General features: G+C 69.6%; 11 protein-coding genes and 1 pseudogene. 9 read left to right on the plus strand and 3 right to left on the minus strand.

The genetic code is table 11. The annotated features are described in order from the left end of the window. Positions 1–121: pseudogene (locus tag CCR97_RS32285) on the minus strand (IS110 family transposase); the annotation flags it as partial. 229 nt (positions 122–350) lie between these two features. Between CCR97_RS32285 and CCR97_RS11690 the strand changes: the two are divergent. The 9 genes from CCR97_RS11690 to CCR97_RS32055 all read left to right on the plus strand — a co-directional run bounded on the left by CCR97_RS11690 (position 351) and on the right by CCR97_RS32055 (position 14,152). Next, positions 351–644: a DUF1427 family protein gene (locus CCR97_RS11690; RefSeq protein ID WP_111357466.1), complete on the plus strand. Its 294-nt coding sequence runs from the start codon at positions 351–353 to the stop codon at positions 642–644. A gap of 51 nt (positions 645–695) precedes the next feature. Beyond that, the gene (locus CCR97_RS11695; RefSeq protein ID WP_111357465.1) at positions 696–2,690 is read left to right on the plus strand and encodes an amidohydrolase; all 1,995 of its coding nucleotides are present in this window, start codon (positions 696–698) and stop codon (positions 2,688–2,690) included. 334 nt (positions 2,691–3,024) lie between these two features. Next, positions 3,025–3,450, plus strand: coding sequence for a DoxX family protein (locus CCR97_RS11700; RefSeq protein WP_111357464.1), 426 nt, complete (start codon positions 3,025–3,027; stop codon positions 3,448–3,450). Beyond that, complete coding sequence (locus CCR97_RS11705) at positions 3,447–5,111, plus strand: MFS transporter (protein WP_111357463.1); 1,665 nt, start codon at positions 3,447–3,449, stop codon at positions 5,109–5,111. The genes CCR97_RS11700 and CCR97_RS11705 overlap by 4 nt, the downstream gene beginning before the upstream one ends. Positions 5,112–5,489: 378 nt before the next feature. Then, positions 5,490–7,289, plus strand: a complete 1,800-nt coding sequence (locus CCR97_RS11710; RefSeq protein ID WP_111357462.1) for a type I secretion system permease/ATPase — start codon at positions 5,490–5,492, stop codon at positions 7,287–7,289. Next, positions 7,286–8,605 (plus strand): HlyD family type I secretion periplasmic adaptor subunit, encoded by a 1,320-nt coding sequence (locus tag CCR97_RS11715; RefSeq protein WP_111357461.1) that lies wholly within the window; start codon positions 7,286–7,288, stop codon positions 8,603–8,605. The genes CCR97_RS11710 and CCR97_RS11715 overlap by 4 nt, the downstream gene beginning before the upstream one ends. A 157-nt stretch (positions 8,606–8,762) precedes the next feature. Then, entirely contained in the window at positions 8,763–9,809 is a 1,047-nt protein-coding gene (locus CCR97_RS11720) for a polysaccharide pyruvyl transferase family protein (protein ID WP_201159516.1), read from the plus strand. A 147-nt stretch (positions 9,810–9,956) separates the two neighbouring features. After that, a complete protein-coding gene (locus tag CCR97_RS11725) occupies positions 9,957–11,741 on the plus strand; it encodes a cellulase family glycosylhydrolase (protein WP_201159517.1) in 1,785 nt (594 codons plus the stop codon). Between the two features lie 194 nt (positions 11,742–11,935). After that, positions 11,936–14,152 (plus strand): cellulase family glycosylhydrolase, encoded by a 2,217-nt coding sequence (locus CCR97_RS32055; protein ID WP_201159518.1) that lies wholly within the window; start codon positions 11,936–11,938, stop codon positions 14,150–14,152. Here the strand turns inward: CCR97_RS32055 and CCR97_RS11735 are convergent. Both CCR97_RS11735 and CCR97_RS11740 read right to left on the minus strand, forming a co-directional pair. Beyond that, complete coding sequence (locus CCR97_RS11735) at positions 14,127–15,080, minus strand: glycosyltransferase family 2 protein (protein ID WP_111357282.1); 954 nt, start codon at positions 15,078–15,080, stop codon at positions 14,127–14,129. The genes CCR97_RS32055 and CCR97_RS11735 overlap by 26 nt on opposite strands. Then, positions 15,077–15,973 (minus strand): glycosyltransferase family 2 protein, encoded by an 897-nt coding sequence (locus tag CCR97_RS11740; RefSeq protein ID WP_111357283.1) that lies wholly within the window; start codon positions 15,971–15,973, stop codon positions 15,077–15,079. The genes CCR97_RS11735 and CCR97_RS11740 overlap by 4 nt, the downstream gene beginning before the upstream one ends. Positions 15,974–16,036: the final 63 nt, after the last annotated feature.

Here is a 16,036-nt window from a genome sequence, read left to right on the forward strand (position 1 = left end):
ACGCCTCCACCTCCTTGCGACGAAGCCGCTTGCGCAGCACCGGCTGCTCGGCCGCGTCCACCCCGTGCAGTTGAAAGATATGCTTCGACGTATCCATTCCGATGCGGATACTCTGGCTCACGGACGGCCCCCTCGTTTGAGATCTTCACCGACCTCATTCTGGCACAGCGATGCCGTAGGGGGCCGTCCACACCATCAACCCCTGTCTTTCGTGAGCCACTTGCACCGGGGGTATGGATCCCGGGCTCGCGAACCTCAAGGTTCGCGCCCCGGGATGACGGTTTATGCAATGTCCTCGCCCGGCGATGACGCCGACACTGTCACCCGACGGGATCACGAGAATGCCCGACCTGAAAGCCTATCTCCTGTCGCTCGGCGCCGGCCTGCTGGTCGGAGTCGTCTACAGCCTGATCGGCGTGCGCTCGCCGGCGCCGCCCACCATCGCGCTGATCGGCCTGCTCGGCATTCTGCTCGGCGAGCAGATCGTGCCGGTCGTCAAGCGTCTGATCGGGGGACACGACGTCGCCGGCTTCGTCCGCACGAGCTGCGCCGCGCATGTTCTCGGCCCGCTTCCGGGCGGCGAGCCGGCCGTGTCCCGCGCGTCGGGAGCCGGCAAACCGGCCAGCGCCGACGAGCCGTCCTGATCACGAGCCTGCCCCGATCCCGATAAGAACCCCCGAACCGGAAGATCCGCCGTGGCCAAGAACCCCGACCGCCGGACCGTCGTCGGCACGCTCGCCGCACTCGCCGCCGGCCTTTCCACGAGAGACAGCGTGACCGCTCAACCCGCCTCCCCCCCCGACCTCGTCCTGTTCAACGGCAAGATCACGACGTTCGATCGCGCGACGCCGGAGGCGTCGGCGGTCGCGATCCGGGACGGCCGCTTCGTCGCGGTCGGCAGCGATCGCGACGTGATCGCGCTCGCCGGCCCGCAGACGCGCCGCATCGACCTGCGTGGCCGCCGGGCGATCCCGGGCCTGATCGACAGCCACATGCACATCATCCGCGGCGGCCTCAACTACAACATGGAGCTGCGCTGGGACGGGGTGCGCTCGCTCGCGGAGGCGATGCGGATGCTGAAGGATCAGGTCGACCGTACGCCGGCGCCGCAATGGGTGCGAGTCGTCGGCGGCTTCACCGAGCATCAGTTCGCGGAGAAGCGCCTGCCGACGCTCGAGGAGATCAACGCGGTCGCGCCCGACACGCCGGTGTTCATCCTGCATCTCTACGATCGCGCGCTGTTGAACGGCGCCGCGCTGCGCGCCGTCGGCTACACCAAGGACACGCCGGCACCGCCCGGCGGCGAGATCGTCCGCGACGGCAACGGCAATCCGACCGGACTGCTGGTCGCCAAGCCCAACGCGACGATCCTGTACGCGACCCTCGCCAAGGGGCCGAAGCTGCCGCCCGAGTATCAGAAGAACTCGTCGCGGCACTTCATGCGCGAGGTGAACCGGCTCGGCGTGACCAGCGTGATCGATGCCGGCGGCGGTTTCCAGAACTATCCGGAGGACTATTCGATCATCGAGGAGCTGCACCGCGAGGGCCAGCTCACCGTCCGCATCGCCTACAATCTGTTCACCCAGAAGCCGAAGGAGGAGCTGAAGGACTTCACCTCTTGGGCCGGCCAGGTGAAGCCGGGGCAGGGCGACGACACCTACCGGGCGAACGGCGCCGGCGAGATGCTGGTCTACTCGGCCGCCGACTTCGAGGATTTCCGGGTCGAGCGTCCCGAGATGCCCCCCAATATGGAAACCGACCTCGAGCCGGTGATCCGGCTGCTCGCCGAGAAGCGCTGGCCGTGGCGCCTGCACGCGACCTACAACGAGACCATCACGCGCGCCCTCGACGTGTTCGAAAAGGTGAACCGCGACATTCCCTTCGACGGGCTGCACTGGTTCTTCGACCACGCCGAGACGATCGACGACCGCAACATAGATCGCATCGCGGCGCTCGGCGGCGGCATCGCGGTCCAGCACCGCATGGCGTATCAGGGCGAGGACTTCGTCGCGCGCTACGGCGAGCGCGCCGCCGAGCGCACGCCGCCGGTGCGGCGCATGCTGGCCGCAGGGATCCCGGTCGGCGGCGGCACCGACGCGACCCGCGTCGCGTCTTACAATCCGTGGGTCTCGCTCTCCTGGCTCGTCACCGGCAAGACGCTCGGCGGCCTGTCGCTCTATCCGGCCGCCAACCGGCTCGATCGCGAGACGGCACTGCGGCTGTGGACCGAGAGTAACACATGGTTCTCGACCGAGCCCGGCAAGAAGGGGCAGGTCAAGGCCGGCCAGCTCGCCGATCTCGCCGTGCTGTCGGACGACTTCTTCTCGGTGCCGGAGGACACGATCCAAGACATCACGTCGGTGCTGACGCTGCTCGGCGGCGCGCCCGTCCACGGCGACAAGGAGTTCTCGGATCTCGCCCCGCCGCTGCCGCCGGCGATGCCGGACTGGTCGCCGGTGCGCCGCTTCGGCGGTTATCAGATGCGGGCCGGCGCCGAGGGCGCGCGGCCGTATGCGTTCTCTTCCGAGGGGGCCGGGGCCGTCACGGCCGCGGCCGCCGGCGCCTGTGGCTGCGCGGCGGGCTGCGGCGTGCACGGCCACGCGCACGCCTCGGCCTGGGGTGCGGGCGTGCCAGTGTCGGATTCGCGTGCCTTCTGGGGTGCGCTCGGCTGCTCCTGCTGGGCGTTCTGATCACGATCCGTGACACGCGCTCCGACCGAACGGCTCGGTTCGGATCGGCTCCCGAAGGGCCGGCTCGGGCACAGGCCTCACGATGCATGGGTCGGCCGCACAGGGACGGTGGTGCGGGCGTTCTCCGACGATGAGGCGAGCGCGGTGCGGCTCCCTCTCCCCAGCGGCGATAGGGCTGGGGTGAAGGGGAGCCGAGGCCGGTTGGTTCAACGAGAGGGCGGCACCCCCTCACCCGACGCGCTCCGTGCATCGCCCTCTCCCCGCTGGGGAAAGGTGAAGGCCACACCAGCATCGGGTTCCGAGCTGATCACCTGGACACTGTATGAGAGGAACCATGAGCGAATTTACATTGCCCGCCCCGGTGGCGCGTCTTCTCGATGTGCCCGGGCTCGATTATCTGTTCAGGCTGGCGCTCGCCTCGCCGTTCCTGATCAGCGGCGTCGTCAAGCTTCTGGACTTTTCCGGTGCCACGGCCGAGGTGGCGGGGCTCGGCGTGCAGCCGGCCGTGCCGGTCGCGGCGCTCGTCGTCGCCACCCAGCTCGTCGGCTCGGCGTTGTTTCTCACCCGCCGCTGGTGCTGGCTCGGCGCCGGCCTCCTCGCCGGCTTCACGGTCATCGCGACGCTGCTCGCCCATGCGTTCTGGGCCGTCGAGGGGCCGGAGCGCGGCCGGCAGACCGCGACCTTCTTCGAGCATGTCGCGATCGTCGGCGGCCTCGCCGTGGCGGCTCTGTTCGCCAGCCGTGCCGACGTACGCCGATGACGGCGGCCCCGGATCACCACGCAGCGGCCGCCGCCGTCACGCCTGCCGCGCCGAGCAGCGGCGGCGCCTTCGCGCCGCTGCGCCATAAGTTGTTCGCGGTGATCTGGGCCGCCACCGTGCTCGGCAATGTCGGCACCTTCATGCGCGACGTGGCGAGCGCCTGGCTGGTCACCGAGATCAGCCCGACGCCGGCCGCCGTGGCGCTGATCCAGGCCGCCGCGTCGCTGCCGATCTTTCTGTTCGCGATTCCGGCCGGCGTGCTCTCCGACATCCTCGATCGCCGAAGGTTCCTGATCGCCGTGCAGGTGATGCTCGGCACGGTCAGCGCCATCCTGGCCGGGCTCGCCGCGACCGGCACCGTGTCGGTGAGCGGGCTGGCGCTTCTGACGTTCCTGGGCGGTACCGGGGCGGCGCTGGCGATGCCGACCTGGCAGGCGATCGTGCCGGAGCTGGTGCCGCGGGCCGATCTCAAGGGCGCCGTCGGGCTCGGGTCGCTCGGCTTCAACATCGCACGGGCGGTCGGTCCGGCGCTCGGCGGCGTCGCCCTCGCCGCCTTTGGGGCCGCCGTGACCTACGGGCTCGACGTCGCGAGCTACTTTCTGGTCATCGGCGCGCTGATCTGGTGGCGGCGCGAGGCGGCGGCCGACGACGAACTGCGCGAGCATTTCGGCGGGGCGTTGCGGGCCGGCCTGCGCTTCGCGCGGGCGAGTCGCGACATGCACCGCCTGCTGTGGCGCGCCGTGCTGTTCTTCGTCTTCGCCAGCGCCGTGTGGGCGCTGCTGCCGCTGGTCGCTCGCCAGGAGCTCGGCGGCAGCCCCGGCTTCTACGGTCTGATGCTGGGCAGCGTCGGTGCCGGCGCGATCCTCGGCGCTCTGCTGCTGCCGCGGCTGCGCGCCGCGATCGGCCAGGACCGCCTGGTGCTCGGCGCCTCTCTCGTCACCGCGGCGTCGACCGTCCTGCTCGCGCCCGCGCAGGCACCCTGGCACGGCATCGTGTTGATGGTGATCCTCGGGGCGGCCTGGATCGCCATCCTCACGACCCTCAACGCGATCATGCAGGCGATCCTGCCGAACTGGACGCGCGGCCGCGGCCTCGCGATCTATCTCACGGTGTTCAACGGTGCGATGGCGGCCGGCAGCCTCGGTTGGGGCGGCGTCGCCCAGGCGGTCGGCATCGACGCCGCGCTGGTGACGGCCGGCCTCGGGCTCGCCGTGGCCTCGGCGCTCGCTTTCCGAGCGCGACTGCCCAGCGGCGAGGCGGATCTGATGCCGTCGATGCACTGGCCCGAGCCGATCGTCGCCGATCTGGTGCCGGACGACCGCGGTCCCGTGCTGATCACGATCACGTATCGGGTCGCGCCGGAGGATCGCGCGGCCTTCGCCGCCGTGCTCGATCGGTTGTCGGCGGCGCGGCGCCGCGACGGCGCCTATGCCTGGGGGCTCACCGAGGACGCGGCCGATCCGGAGCGGCTGGTCGAGTGGTTCTTCGTCGAGTCCTGGGCCGAGCACAGGCGCCAGCATCGCCGCGTGTCGCGGGTCGATGCCGACCTGCAGGCCGAGGCGGTGGCGTTGCACCGGGGGGCGGAGCCGCCGGCCGTGCAGCACTATCTGTCGGTCGATCCGCGCGCGGCGGCACGGCCCCGGCCACCGGATCCGACGTGAACCGGCGCGCGGCGGGACGTCGGGCTGAGCCGCCGTGGTCACGGTCAAGTCGGAGAGGCGCGGTCGTCTCAACGCCCGAACTCGAACGTTGTGGCGACGATGTCCCCTCGGCCTTCAGGGCAGGCGACTGCGCGCCGCCGCGCACGAGAGGCCGCAGGAGGATCATGAAACCGCTGTCGGAGAACGATCCAGATTGCGCAATATGACAGACTTTCAGCCGCGCTCATTTTCTGCATAACGAGGGGCGCGCGATGGTGGTCGGCGCGCTCCCGATGACGATGACCGCGCAACTCCCTGCGTGGCATGATGACGTGAGTTCGACACAGACGACGGTAACATTTGGGCTCGCGTGGCCGGAGCAGATCGATGCCAGTGAGAATGGACGACGGCCCGGTGCCGCGTCGCGCCGGCCCGGGGCGCGCTCCAGCTCTCCGCGTCGAACCGCCGAGTGCGCTCGGCCATAGTCTCAGGGCCTGCTCACGGACCTTCCTGACGGTCTGTATTCTGAGCGGCATCGTCAATCTGCTCGCATTGACCGGCCCGTTCTTCATGCTGGAGGTCTACGACCGCGTCCTGCCGGGCCGCAGCCTGCCGACGCTGGCCGGCCTCGCCCTGATCGCCGGACTCCTCTATTCGTTCTTTGGTCTCCTCGACGTTCTCAGGATGCGGCTGCTGACCCGGATCGGCATGTCGCTCGACCAATCGGTCCGGGCCGCGACGTTCGATCTGCTCTGGCGCGTGCCGCTGAGCCGAGGCCGCCCCGAAGTACCACAACAGCCGCTGCGTGATCTCAACCAGGTGCGGGGCTTTCTGTCGGGGGTCGGGCCGACGGCCATCTTCGATCTGCCGTGGCTGCCACTCTATGTCGGGCTATGCTTCGTCTTCCACCCGTTGATCGGCGCGGCCGCGTTGGTCTCCGCCCTGACGCTGATCGGCGTCATGATACTGACCGAAGCGCTGGTGCGGCGTCCGGTGTCCGATGCGGGCGCGATCGCGGCCGCACGCAATCGCTTGACCGAAGCTGCGGTCCGCAATGCCGAAGTGATGCAGGCCATGGCCATCGCGCCACGACTGCGATCGCTCTTCTCAGCCAGTAGCGCGGACCTGCTCGCGGCACAGCGGCGCTCCTCCGACATCGGTAACGGAATGAGCGCGTTGTCGAAGGTGCTGCGCCTGGTCGTCCAGTCCGCCGTCCTGGGCGTCGGCGCAGTCCTGGTCGTCCGTCAGGAGGCGACCGCGGGCATCATGATCGCGAGCTCGATCCTGTGCGCCCGCGCGCTCGCGCCCGTCGAGCTCGCCCTCGCGAACTGGCGGAGCTTCCTGGCGGCGCGGCAGAGCTGGCGCCGCCTCGACGCCGCTCTTCGGCAGATGACGGCCACGCCCGCGTCGACGATGCTGCCCGAACCCTCCCGCACCCTCTCGGTCGAATCCCTCACGGTCGTGCCGCCCGGTGCGCAGCGCCCCGTGCTGCACGGAGCGAGCTTCCGCGTGTCCGCCGGCAGTGCCCTCGGGGTGATCGGCCCGAGCGCATCGGGCAAGTCGTCGCTCGCCCGCGCATTGGTCGGGTCCTGGGCCCCGGCCGCCGGCCGCGTCGCGCTGGACGGCGCGGCGCTGCCTCAATGGCCATGCGAGCAGCTCGGCCGCGTCATCGGATATCTGCCCCAGGACGTGGAGCTGTTCTCCGGCACGATCGGCGAGAACGTGTCACGGTTCGATCCCGACGCCGATCCGGCCGCGATCGTCGCCGCATGTCGGGCGGCCGGCGCCCACGACATGATCGTGAGCAGGCTGGGGGGCTACGACAGCGACATCGGCGATTTCGGCGTCACGCTCTCGGCCGGCCAGCGACAGCGGATCGGGCTCGCCCGCGCCCTCTACGGCGATCCCTTCCTGGTGGTCCTCGACGAGCCGAACTCGAACCTCGACAGCGACGGCGAAGAGGCGTTGACGCACGCCATCATGGCGGTGCGATCGCGCGGCGGCATCGTGGTGGTGGTGGCGCACCGGCCGAGCGCGCTGCGGGCGGTCGACCTGGTGCTCATGCTCGCGGATGGTCGCATCCAGAGCTTCGGGCCGAAGGATACGATCCTCCCGCGCTACCTTCGTCGCAACGGCAGCACCGAGGTCGCGCCGACCGCCTCCGGGCCTCCCTTGCAGAAGCGGTCCGGAACATCATGACCGGCAAGGCCCATGGTCCCGACGATCTCGCGCGCTCGATCCGGCGTCACGAAGGTGCCTCGATCGCGGCCGTCCTCGCGCTGGTGCTCGGTGTGGGCGGCCTCGCAGCGTTCACGGAGGTCGATGGCGCTGTCATCGCACCTGGCCTGCTGGTCGTCGACAGCAACATAAAGCTCGTTCAGCATCCGACCGGCGGCATCGTCGGTGAGCTGAAGGTCCGCGAAGGCGACCACGTCGAATCGGGCAGTCTCCTTCTCCGTCTGGACGAGACCCAGACCCGGGCGAACCTGCAGATCGTCTCGAAGCAGCTCGACGAGGCGATGGCGAGACGGGCCCGCGCCGAGGCGGAGCGCGACGGCGCGATGGAGATCGCGTTTCCGAGCGAGCTGTCGGAGCGCCGTCACGAATCCGAGCTGATGCGCCTCATGAATGGCGAGACGAGGCTCTTCGCCCTGCGCGCCGCGGCACGCTCGGGTCAGAAGAATCAGCTTCGAGAGCAGATCGCGCAGCTCACCGAGCAGATCAACGGCCTCTCGGAGCAGGTCACGGCGAAGTCGACCGAGATCCACTGGAACAGCGTCGAGCTGAACGGTGTTCGAGACCTGTGGAACAAGAAGCTCGTCCAGATCAATCGCGTGACAGCGCTCGAACGCGATGCGGCTCGGCTCGTCGGAGAGAAAGGACATCTCGTCGCATCGATCGCCCAGGTCAGGGGACGGATCGCCGAAACCGAGCTCAGGGTCCTGCAGATCGACGAGGAACTGCGGACGGAGGTCGGCCGGGAGCTGGCGGAGCTGCGCAGCCGGATCGCCGAGCTGGTCGAGAAGCGGGTCGCCGCCGAGGATGTGCTGCGCCGGGTCGAGATCCGGGCCCCGTCTGCCGGCTACGTCCACCAGCTCGCCATCCACACGATCGGAGGTATCATCGCGCCCAACGGCGAGCCGATCATGCAGATCGTCCCCGACCGAGACACCCTGTTCGTGGACGCGAGAGTTCTGCCGCAGGATGTCGATCAGCTCTATCCGGGGCAGCCGGCCGCGGTTCGGCTGCTCGCCGCCAATCAGGCAACCACACCCGAGCTGACGGGACGCATCACGCGGATTGCTCCGAACGTGTCGTCGGACCCGAAGACCGGGGCGAGCTACTTCGCCATCCGCGTGTCCCTGCCGGACGAGGACCTGAAACGTTTCGCACGCGCCCGCCTGATCCCCGGCATGCCGGTCGAGGTCTTCGCGCGGACCAGCTCTCGCTCGCTGGCCTCCTATGCGCTGCGGCCGTTCTCCGATCAGCTTCGCCGCGCGTTTCGGGAGAGGTGACCGGCCGACCGAACGGGCAGGTCGGCCGAGCGGTTCGCCGAGCGTCTCGTCCGTGGTGTCGTCGGCCCGCCGCACTGGGGTCATCGTCCCATGGTCGGGTCGAGCGGGCCGAGTGGGTAGAGCAGGCCGGTGCGCCGGCATCAGGAAGGACAGTCGATTGATCCTGCACTACTACAAGAGCGTCGCCGGGAATTTCGGCGACGACCTGAACCTGTGGCTCTGGCCGCGGCTGTTGCCGGACGCCTGGACTCCGGACGACGGCATCCGCTTCGCCGGCATCGGATCCATCATCACGGCGACGATGCCGTCGGCGCCGGGGTGGATCGTCCTCGGCAGCGGCGCCGGCTACGGACCGGCGCCGCGGGGCTTCGGCGGACCAGGATGGTGCGTCCTGAGTGTCCGCGGTCCCCTGAGCGCGAGAGTCCTGGAGCTGCCGGCCGACAAGGCGATCACCGACGGCGCGCTGCTGCTGAGCACGTTGTCCGAGTACCGTCCGCTGCCGGAGGCCGAGCGCGCGGGCTGCGTGTTCGTGCCGCATCATCAGGCGCTCGATGCCGGCAATTGGCCGGAGGTCTGCCGACGCGCCGGGATCGAGTTCCTGGATCCGCGCGGCGACTCGCGGGATGTCGTCGCGCGGCTCCGCCGGGCCCGCCTCGTGATCGCCGATTCGATGCATGCCGCCATCATCGCCGACACGATGCGGGTGCCGTGGATCCCGGTCGTCACCTCGCTGGAGATCAACACGTTCAAATGGCTCGATTGGTGCGGCTCGATGGAGGTTCCCTATCGACCGATCGAGCTGCCGGCGAGCACGCTCGACGAGTGGGTGCGCAGCATGGCGCTGCCGATCCACGGCCAGCGTTATCACGTCAGCCCGCCGACCGAGACCAAGGTGCTGTCGCACTACCGGCGGTCGGTCGCCATCAAGCAGCGAGCCTGGTGGCCGCTCGCCCAGCGCTGCGGCGAGCGAATCTACTTCAGCGGCGTGCGGCGCGTTCTGCGTGCCGCGCATTTCAGCGGTCTGACCCGCTCGGCGCGGGAGGCGCGGATCGACGTTGCGGCCGCGGCGTTGCGGCGCGCCGCCGAGACCCCGAGCTGGCTCAGCGACGATCGCGTCTGGCGCAACCGGACCGACCGACTGTGTGATCAGGTCGAGCGTCTCCGTTCGCACTCACGGTCCGGCGACCTCGAAGCGCTGATGTGACACGCGGCATCTCGTCCCTGGCGCATCGCGGACGAGGGCTCCTACGAATGGCGACCGTGGAGTGAAGCGTATACTCGCGAGTCACGACCGCGCGGCCCGCGTGACGTCCGCGCGGCCGAGGATCGGGACGGAACGAAGAGGCGGACCATGTTCGGCGTGAATCTCGCGGGCGCCGAGTTCGGCCCCCCACGTGGCGTGTACGGCACCGACTACATTTATCCGAGCGCCGTCGATCTCGATTATTATCACGACAAGGGCGTGACCCTGATCAGGCTGCCGTTCACCTGGGAGCGCATGCAGCCGACGCTCGGCGGAGATCTCGACCCGGCCGAGCTCGCGAGGATGACCGAGTTCCTCGACGCGGCCGCCGCACGTGGGATGCAGATCGTCGTCGATCTCCACAATTTCGGACGTTATGATGGTAACGCGATCGGCACGGACGCGGTGCCGGTCTCGGCCTTCTCGGACTTCTGGGGCAAGCTCGCAAGGGCGCTGTCCGATCACCCGGCCGTCTGGGGGCTCGGGCTGATGAACGAGCCGCACGACATGGGCGGCGCCCAGGTCTGGCCGGCCGCTGCCCAGGCCGCCGCCGATGCGGTCCGCGCCACCGGGAACGACGCGACGCTGGTGGTGAGCGGCGACGGCTGGTCGGGCACGGCGACGTGGCAGGATCTCAACGCCTCGCTCCGTGTGAACGATGCGCTCGACAAGGTGGTCTACGAGGCGCACGCCTATTTCGATCGGGACGGAACGGGAGTCTACGGCAGCTACGATGCCGAAGGGGCCTACCCGACCATCGGGGTCGATCGCGTGCAGCCGTTCATCGATTGGTTGAATCAGAATGGCCTGCGCGGCTTCATCGGCGAGTACGCGGTGCCGGACTCCGATCCGCGCTGGCTCGCCGTGATGGACAATCTGCTTCCCGTCCTGGCGGAGAACGACGTGCCGTCCGCCTATTGGGCCGGCGGACCGTGGTGGCCGGCGGACGGCATCGCGATCGAGCCGGTGGGCGGCGTCGACCGGCCGCAGATGGATGTCCTCGAGCCCTATCTGCTCGGCGACGGAGCGGTGCTGCCCTGGGATCGCGTGGACGGAACGGCGGGGAACGATCAGCTCGTGGCCCGCCCGGAGTCGAGCCGGCTGTTCGGCCACGGCGGCGACGACGTGCTGACCGGATCGGCCGGCGACGATGTCCTGTGGGGTGGCGCCGACCGCGACAGGCTCGCCGGCCGCACCGGAGACGATGTCGCCCATGGCGGGAGCGGCGACGACACCATCGGCGGCCATGACGGCGACGACCGGCTCTACGGCGACGATGGTGACGACAAGCTCTACGGGGACGCCGGCCACGATGTGCTCTACGGCGCGCGGGGCAACGACTCCCTCGACGGCGGCGCCGGCAACGACGTCCTCGACGGAGGCGATGGGGCCGACCTGCTGGTCGGCGGAAGCGGCGCCGACCGGCTCGCCGGCGGCACCGGGAACGACGTCCTCGAAGGCGGCGACGACGCGGATCAGCTCTTCGGCGGCGACGGCAACGATCTGATCTACGGGGACGCCGGCGACGACATCCTGGGCGGCCACGCCGGCGACGACCGCCTCCACGGGGGTGACGGCAACGACAAGCTCTACGGGGACATCGGCGACGACCTCATCACCGGCGGCACCGGCAGCGACTGGATCGAGGGCGGCGCCGGCAACGATCGCCTGTGGGGCGACGCGGGGGCCGATCAGTTCGCGTTCGGCACGTCGTCGGGCGCGGACGCCATCATGGACTTCGACCCCACGGTCGACCGCCTCGTGCTGAACGGCCAGTCCTTCACGCTGCACGACGTCTCGGAGGGATTGCGGATCGACCTCTCCGGCGGAGGTACGATTATCGTGATGAACACGCACGTGTCGGCCTTCGGTGGCGCCTGGATCGTGGGCTGATCAGATGCGTGGGCTCGACGCCGGCGCCGCGGCCCGAGCGCCGGCACGGTGCGACGTGCGAGGATCGCACCGTCACGTTTCATGTCGCGTTTCAGGCCGGAAATAAGCTCGGATTAATTCGGCCGCCGTAAGCTCGACGGCACGGTCGGAGCGAAACCTCCGAGGACGCTCCTTATCATTTCGCGAGGATCTCCATGTTCGGCGTGAATCTGGCCGGAGCCGAGTTCGGCCCGCGCCGCGGCGAGTACGGAACTCACTACATCTATCCCGGCGCCGCCGATCTCGATTACTACCTCTCCAAGGGCGTGACCCTGATCAGGCTACCATTCACGTGGGAGCGGATGCAGCCGACGCTCGGCGGCGCGCTCGACCAGGCCGAGCTCGGCCGGATGATCGGCTTCCTCGACGCGGCGGCGGCCCGCGGCATGGACGTCGTCGTCGACCTGCACAATTACGGTCGTTACGACGACGCCGTGATCGGATCTCCGAGCGTTCCGGCCGCCGCCTTCGCGGACTTCTGGGGCAAGCTCGCCGGCACCCTCGGCGATCATCCGGCCGTGTCGGGCTTCGGCTTGATGAACGAGCCGCACGACATGGGCGGCGCGCATGTCTGGCCGGCGGCCGCTCAGGCCGCCGCGGATGCGATCCGGGCGGCGGGCAGCCATGCCACGCTGGTGGTCTCCGGCGACGGCTGGTCCGGTGCGGCGAGCTGGCCGTCCCTCAACGGCGCGCTGCGCGTGGTCGACCCGCTCGACAAGGTCCTCTACGAGGCTCACGTCTATTTCGACCGGTCCGGGTCGGGGTTCTATGGCAGCTACGATGCGGAGGGCGCGTATCCGGCCATCGGCGCCGACCGCGTGCAGCCGTTCATCGACTGGCTGAATCAGAACGGGCTGCGCGGCTTCATCGGCGAGTACGCGGTGCCGAGCGGCGATCCGCGCTGGCTCGATGTGCTGACCGCGTTCCTCGACACGCTCGCCGAGAACGGCATTCCGTCGGCGTACTGGGCGGGCGGGCCGTGGTGGGGAGCCGAGAGCCTGGCCATCCAGCCGATCGACGGGATCGACCGCCCCCAGATGGACGTGCTGGAACGTTACCTCGACGGCGAGGCCGCACGCCTGGATGCGGGTGCGCTCGCAGGCACCGACCACGACGATCGCCTGTTCGCCGGCGCCGGAGGAGCCACGCTCTACGGCGGCGGCGGAAACGACGTTCTGACCGGCTCGAACGGAAACGACCGCCTGTGGGGAGGAGCCGGCAACGACGTTTCGCGCGGCGGCGCCGGCGACGACGCGCTCCATGGCGGAGGCGGTGACGACGTGCTCGGCGGGCACGACGGAAACGACATGCTCTCCGGCGGCGACGGCGCCGACACGCTCTACGGCGACGCGGGCGACGATTGTCTGTTCGGCGGTGACGGCGATGACGTGCTCGAAGGCGGCGCCGGACACGACGCCCTCGCGGGCGGCAACGGCCGCGACATTCTCCGCGGCGGCGCCGGGAACGACGTGCTCGCCGGTGACGCCGGCGACGATGTGCTCGGCGGCCACGATGGCGACGACGTGCTGCGGGGCGGTGCCGGCAACGACAGGCTCTACGGCGACGCGGGCAACGATGTCCTCGACGGAGGCGACGGAGACGACCTGCTGGTCGGCGGGGGCGGCGCCGACCGGCTCGCCGGCGGCACCGGGAACGACGTCCTCGAAGGCGGCGACGGTGCGGATCAGCTCTTCGGCGGCGACGGCAGCGACATCCTGCGCGGCGATGCCGGCGACGACATCCTCGACGCAGGCGCCGGCAACGACCAGCTCTTCGGCGGCACCGGCAACGATCGGTTCTCCGGCGGCGACGGCGACGATGTGCTCGACGGCGGCGCCGGCGCCGACGTCATGTACGGCGGCAACGGCAGGGACCGCATGCAGGGCGGCGACGACGACGATCTCGTCTACGGCGAGGGCGGCGACGACGTGCTCGGCGGCGGCAACGGCAACGACCGCGTCGGTGGCGGCGAGGGGAACGACCTGATCTACGGGGACGCGGGCGACGATACACTGGGCGGCCACGCCGGCGACGACCGCCTCCACGGGGGCGACGGCAACGACAGGCTCTACGGGGACATCGGCGACGACCTGGTTTTCGGCGGTGCCGGAAACGATTGGATCGAAGGCGGCGCCGGCAACGACCGCCTGTGGGGCGACGCCGGGGCCGACGTGTTCGCGTTCGCTGCGAGCTCGGGCGCGGACGCCATCATGGACTTCGATCCCACGGTGGACCGCCTCGTGCTGAACGGCCAGCACTTCACCGTGCACGACCAACCCGACGGACTTCGGATCGACCTGTCCGGCGGCGGGACGATCGTCGTCGGAGCGCTTCATGCGAGCGCGTTCAGCTCTGCCTGGATCGTCGGCTGAACCGGCGCCGGAGGCGGTCGACGAGCTCTCGCCTCACCGCGGCATGCGCGGCGAACAGCACGGTGGCGCGACCATACTCCCGCTTCCGGCGGGCATGATCGAAATCGGAGATCGGCCGGATGCGCCGCAGATACGCGATGCGATCCTCGATCGCCCGCGCTGAAGCGGCGTCGGCCCGGCCGGCGTAGCGGGCGAGGATCTCCGTCATCGCGGCCCCGACCTCGTCGTCGCGCGGCACCGTGTTGCTCGACGCCGACGCCGTGCCGGAGCGACCGACCGGAACCGTGTAGAGATACAGCGGCTCGTCGACCGTTCCGGTGACGGCGCCTTCCAGGAGAAGGACGAGATAGAGCAGCAGGTCCTCGCTGGTCCGCAGGCGCTCGTCGTAGGCGATCCCCTTGGCGCGAAGGAACTCGTGCCTGATGATCGGCTTCAGGTAGCCGTAATTGTAACGACTGCCGGGAGCCGTCGGGGCGAGCAGACTCGCGATGGTGAGACCGCCGCCCGGCAGGCTCGGGAACAAGGGGCCGGCCGGGTTGCCGGTGACCGGGTTGCATTCCAGCAGATTGTCGAACACCGCATCGAGACCATCCGCACGGCCGAGAAGACGCGCGAGGCGGTCGCGCTGCCAGGCGTCGTCGCTGTCCACGAGGCCGATCCATGTCCCGCCCGCTGCAGCCAGCGCGACGTTCCGCGCATGCGCCGGCCCCTGGTTGTGGGGCAGTCGCACGATCCGGACGCGAGGCTCCCGACCATACGTATCCGCCAGCATCGAGGGCGTTCCGTCGCGCGATGCGTCGTCCACGATGATCAGCTCCAGATCCTCGATGGTCTGTGCGAGAACGCTGTCCACGGCCCGACCCAGACTGGCGACCGCATTGTAGACGGGGAGCAGCACGCTCACCCGCGGGTTCGCGGCGGCGCTCATCGCGCCTGCCCCGCCGTGGATCGGCCGGACGTGAGCCGACTCTCCGGCGACGGGCAGGCCGGCACGCGCCTGCGACCCGAGAGATAGCCGACGAGCGCTCCCTGCGCCCAGAGAATCCGGGTCCGTGCACCGTCGCGGTCTCCCGTCGCCAGGCAAAGGAGTCCGCGCCCGAGGGATCGACCGACGCCCGCGCCGAGATGGCCGAACCCGTAGCCGTGGACCCGCAACAGTCGGCCGTACCCTTGTGAATAGACCCGGGCACGGCCCGTCTGCGCCGTCGACGCGGTCGTGATGTGACAGTGATGAACGACGAGGTCGCGGTCGTAGTCGACATGAATTCCGTGGGCGAGACAGCGGAGCAGGAGGTCTGTCTCCTCCCCCGACTGGAAGGGCGTGCCCGCGCCGACACCGAGAGCCTCGTCGAACCCGCCCACGGTCTCGAACACGCGCCGCCTGGCGAACAGCGTGTTGGAGTTGCCGGAGGTGAAGACGTTGTCGCGATCGACCGGCCCGCTCTCCGGACGGTGCGGGCTCACCGAGTCCCGTCCATCCGGGTCGATCGTGCGGCCGGTCAGGACCGCCCGTCGCTCGTCCGAGAACGCCCGCTTCACCCGCGCGACCACGTGCGGCCCGTACCAGCAGTCGTCGTCCGGAAAGCCCATGACGATGCCGCCGGCGTGTTGCAGCCCGATGTTCCTCGCTTTAGACAGCCCTCTCGGGGACCTCAGATGACGGATATCGAGCACCCCTCGATAGGAGTTCAGGATCGGAGCGATGTCGATCGCGTCGTTCTGGTCGACAACGATCACCTCGAACTCCGGCTCGTCTTGGACAGCGAGCGAGTCGAGCAGACGCCGGAGCGTGTCCGCTCGACCCACCGTGCCGATGATCAACGATAGAAACTTCGTGGCACCCTCCCGTCCGTCACTGCCGAGGCATCGCCTTCCGGCCGGTCA

The sequence above is a fragment of the Rhodoplanes elegans genome, assembly GCF_016653355.1.
Classification (GTDB): Bacteria; Pseudomonadota; Alphaproteobacteria; order Rhizobiales; family Xanthobacteraceae; genus Rhodoplanes; species Rhodoplanes elegans.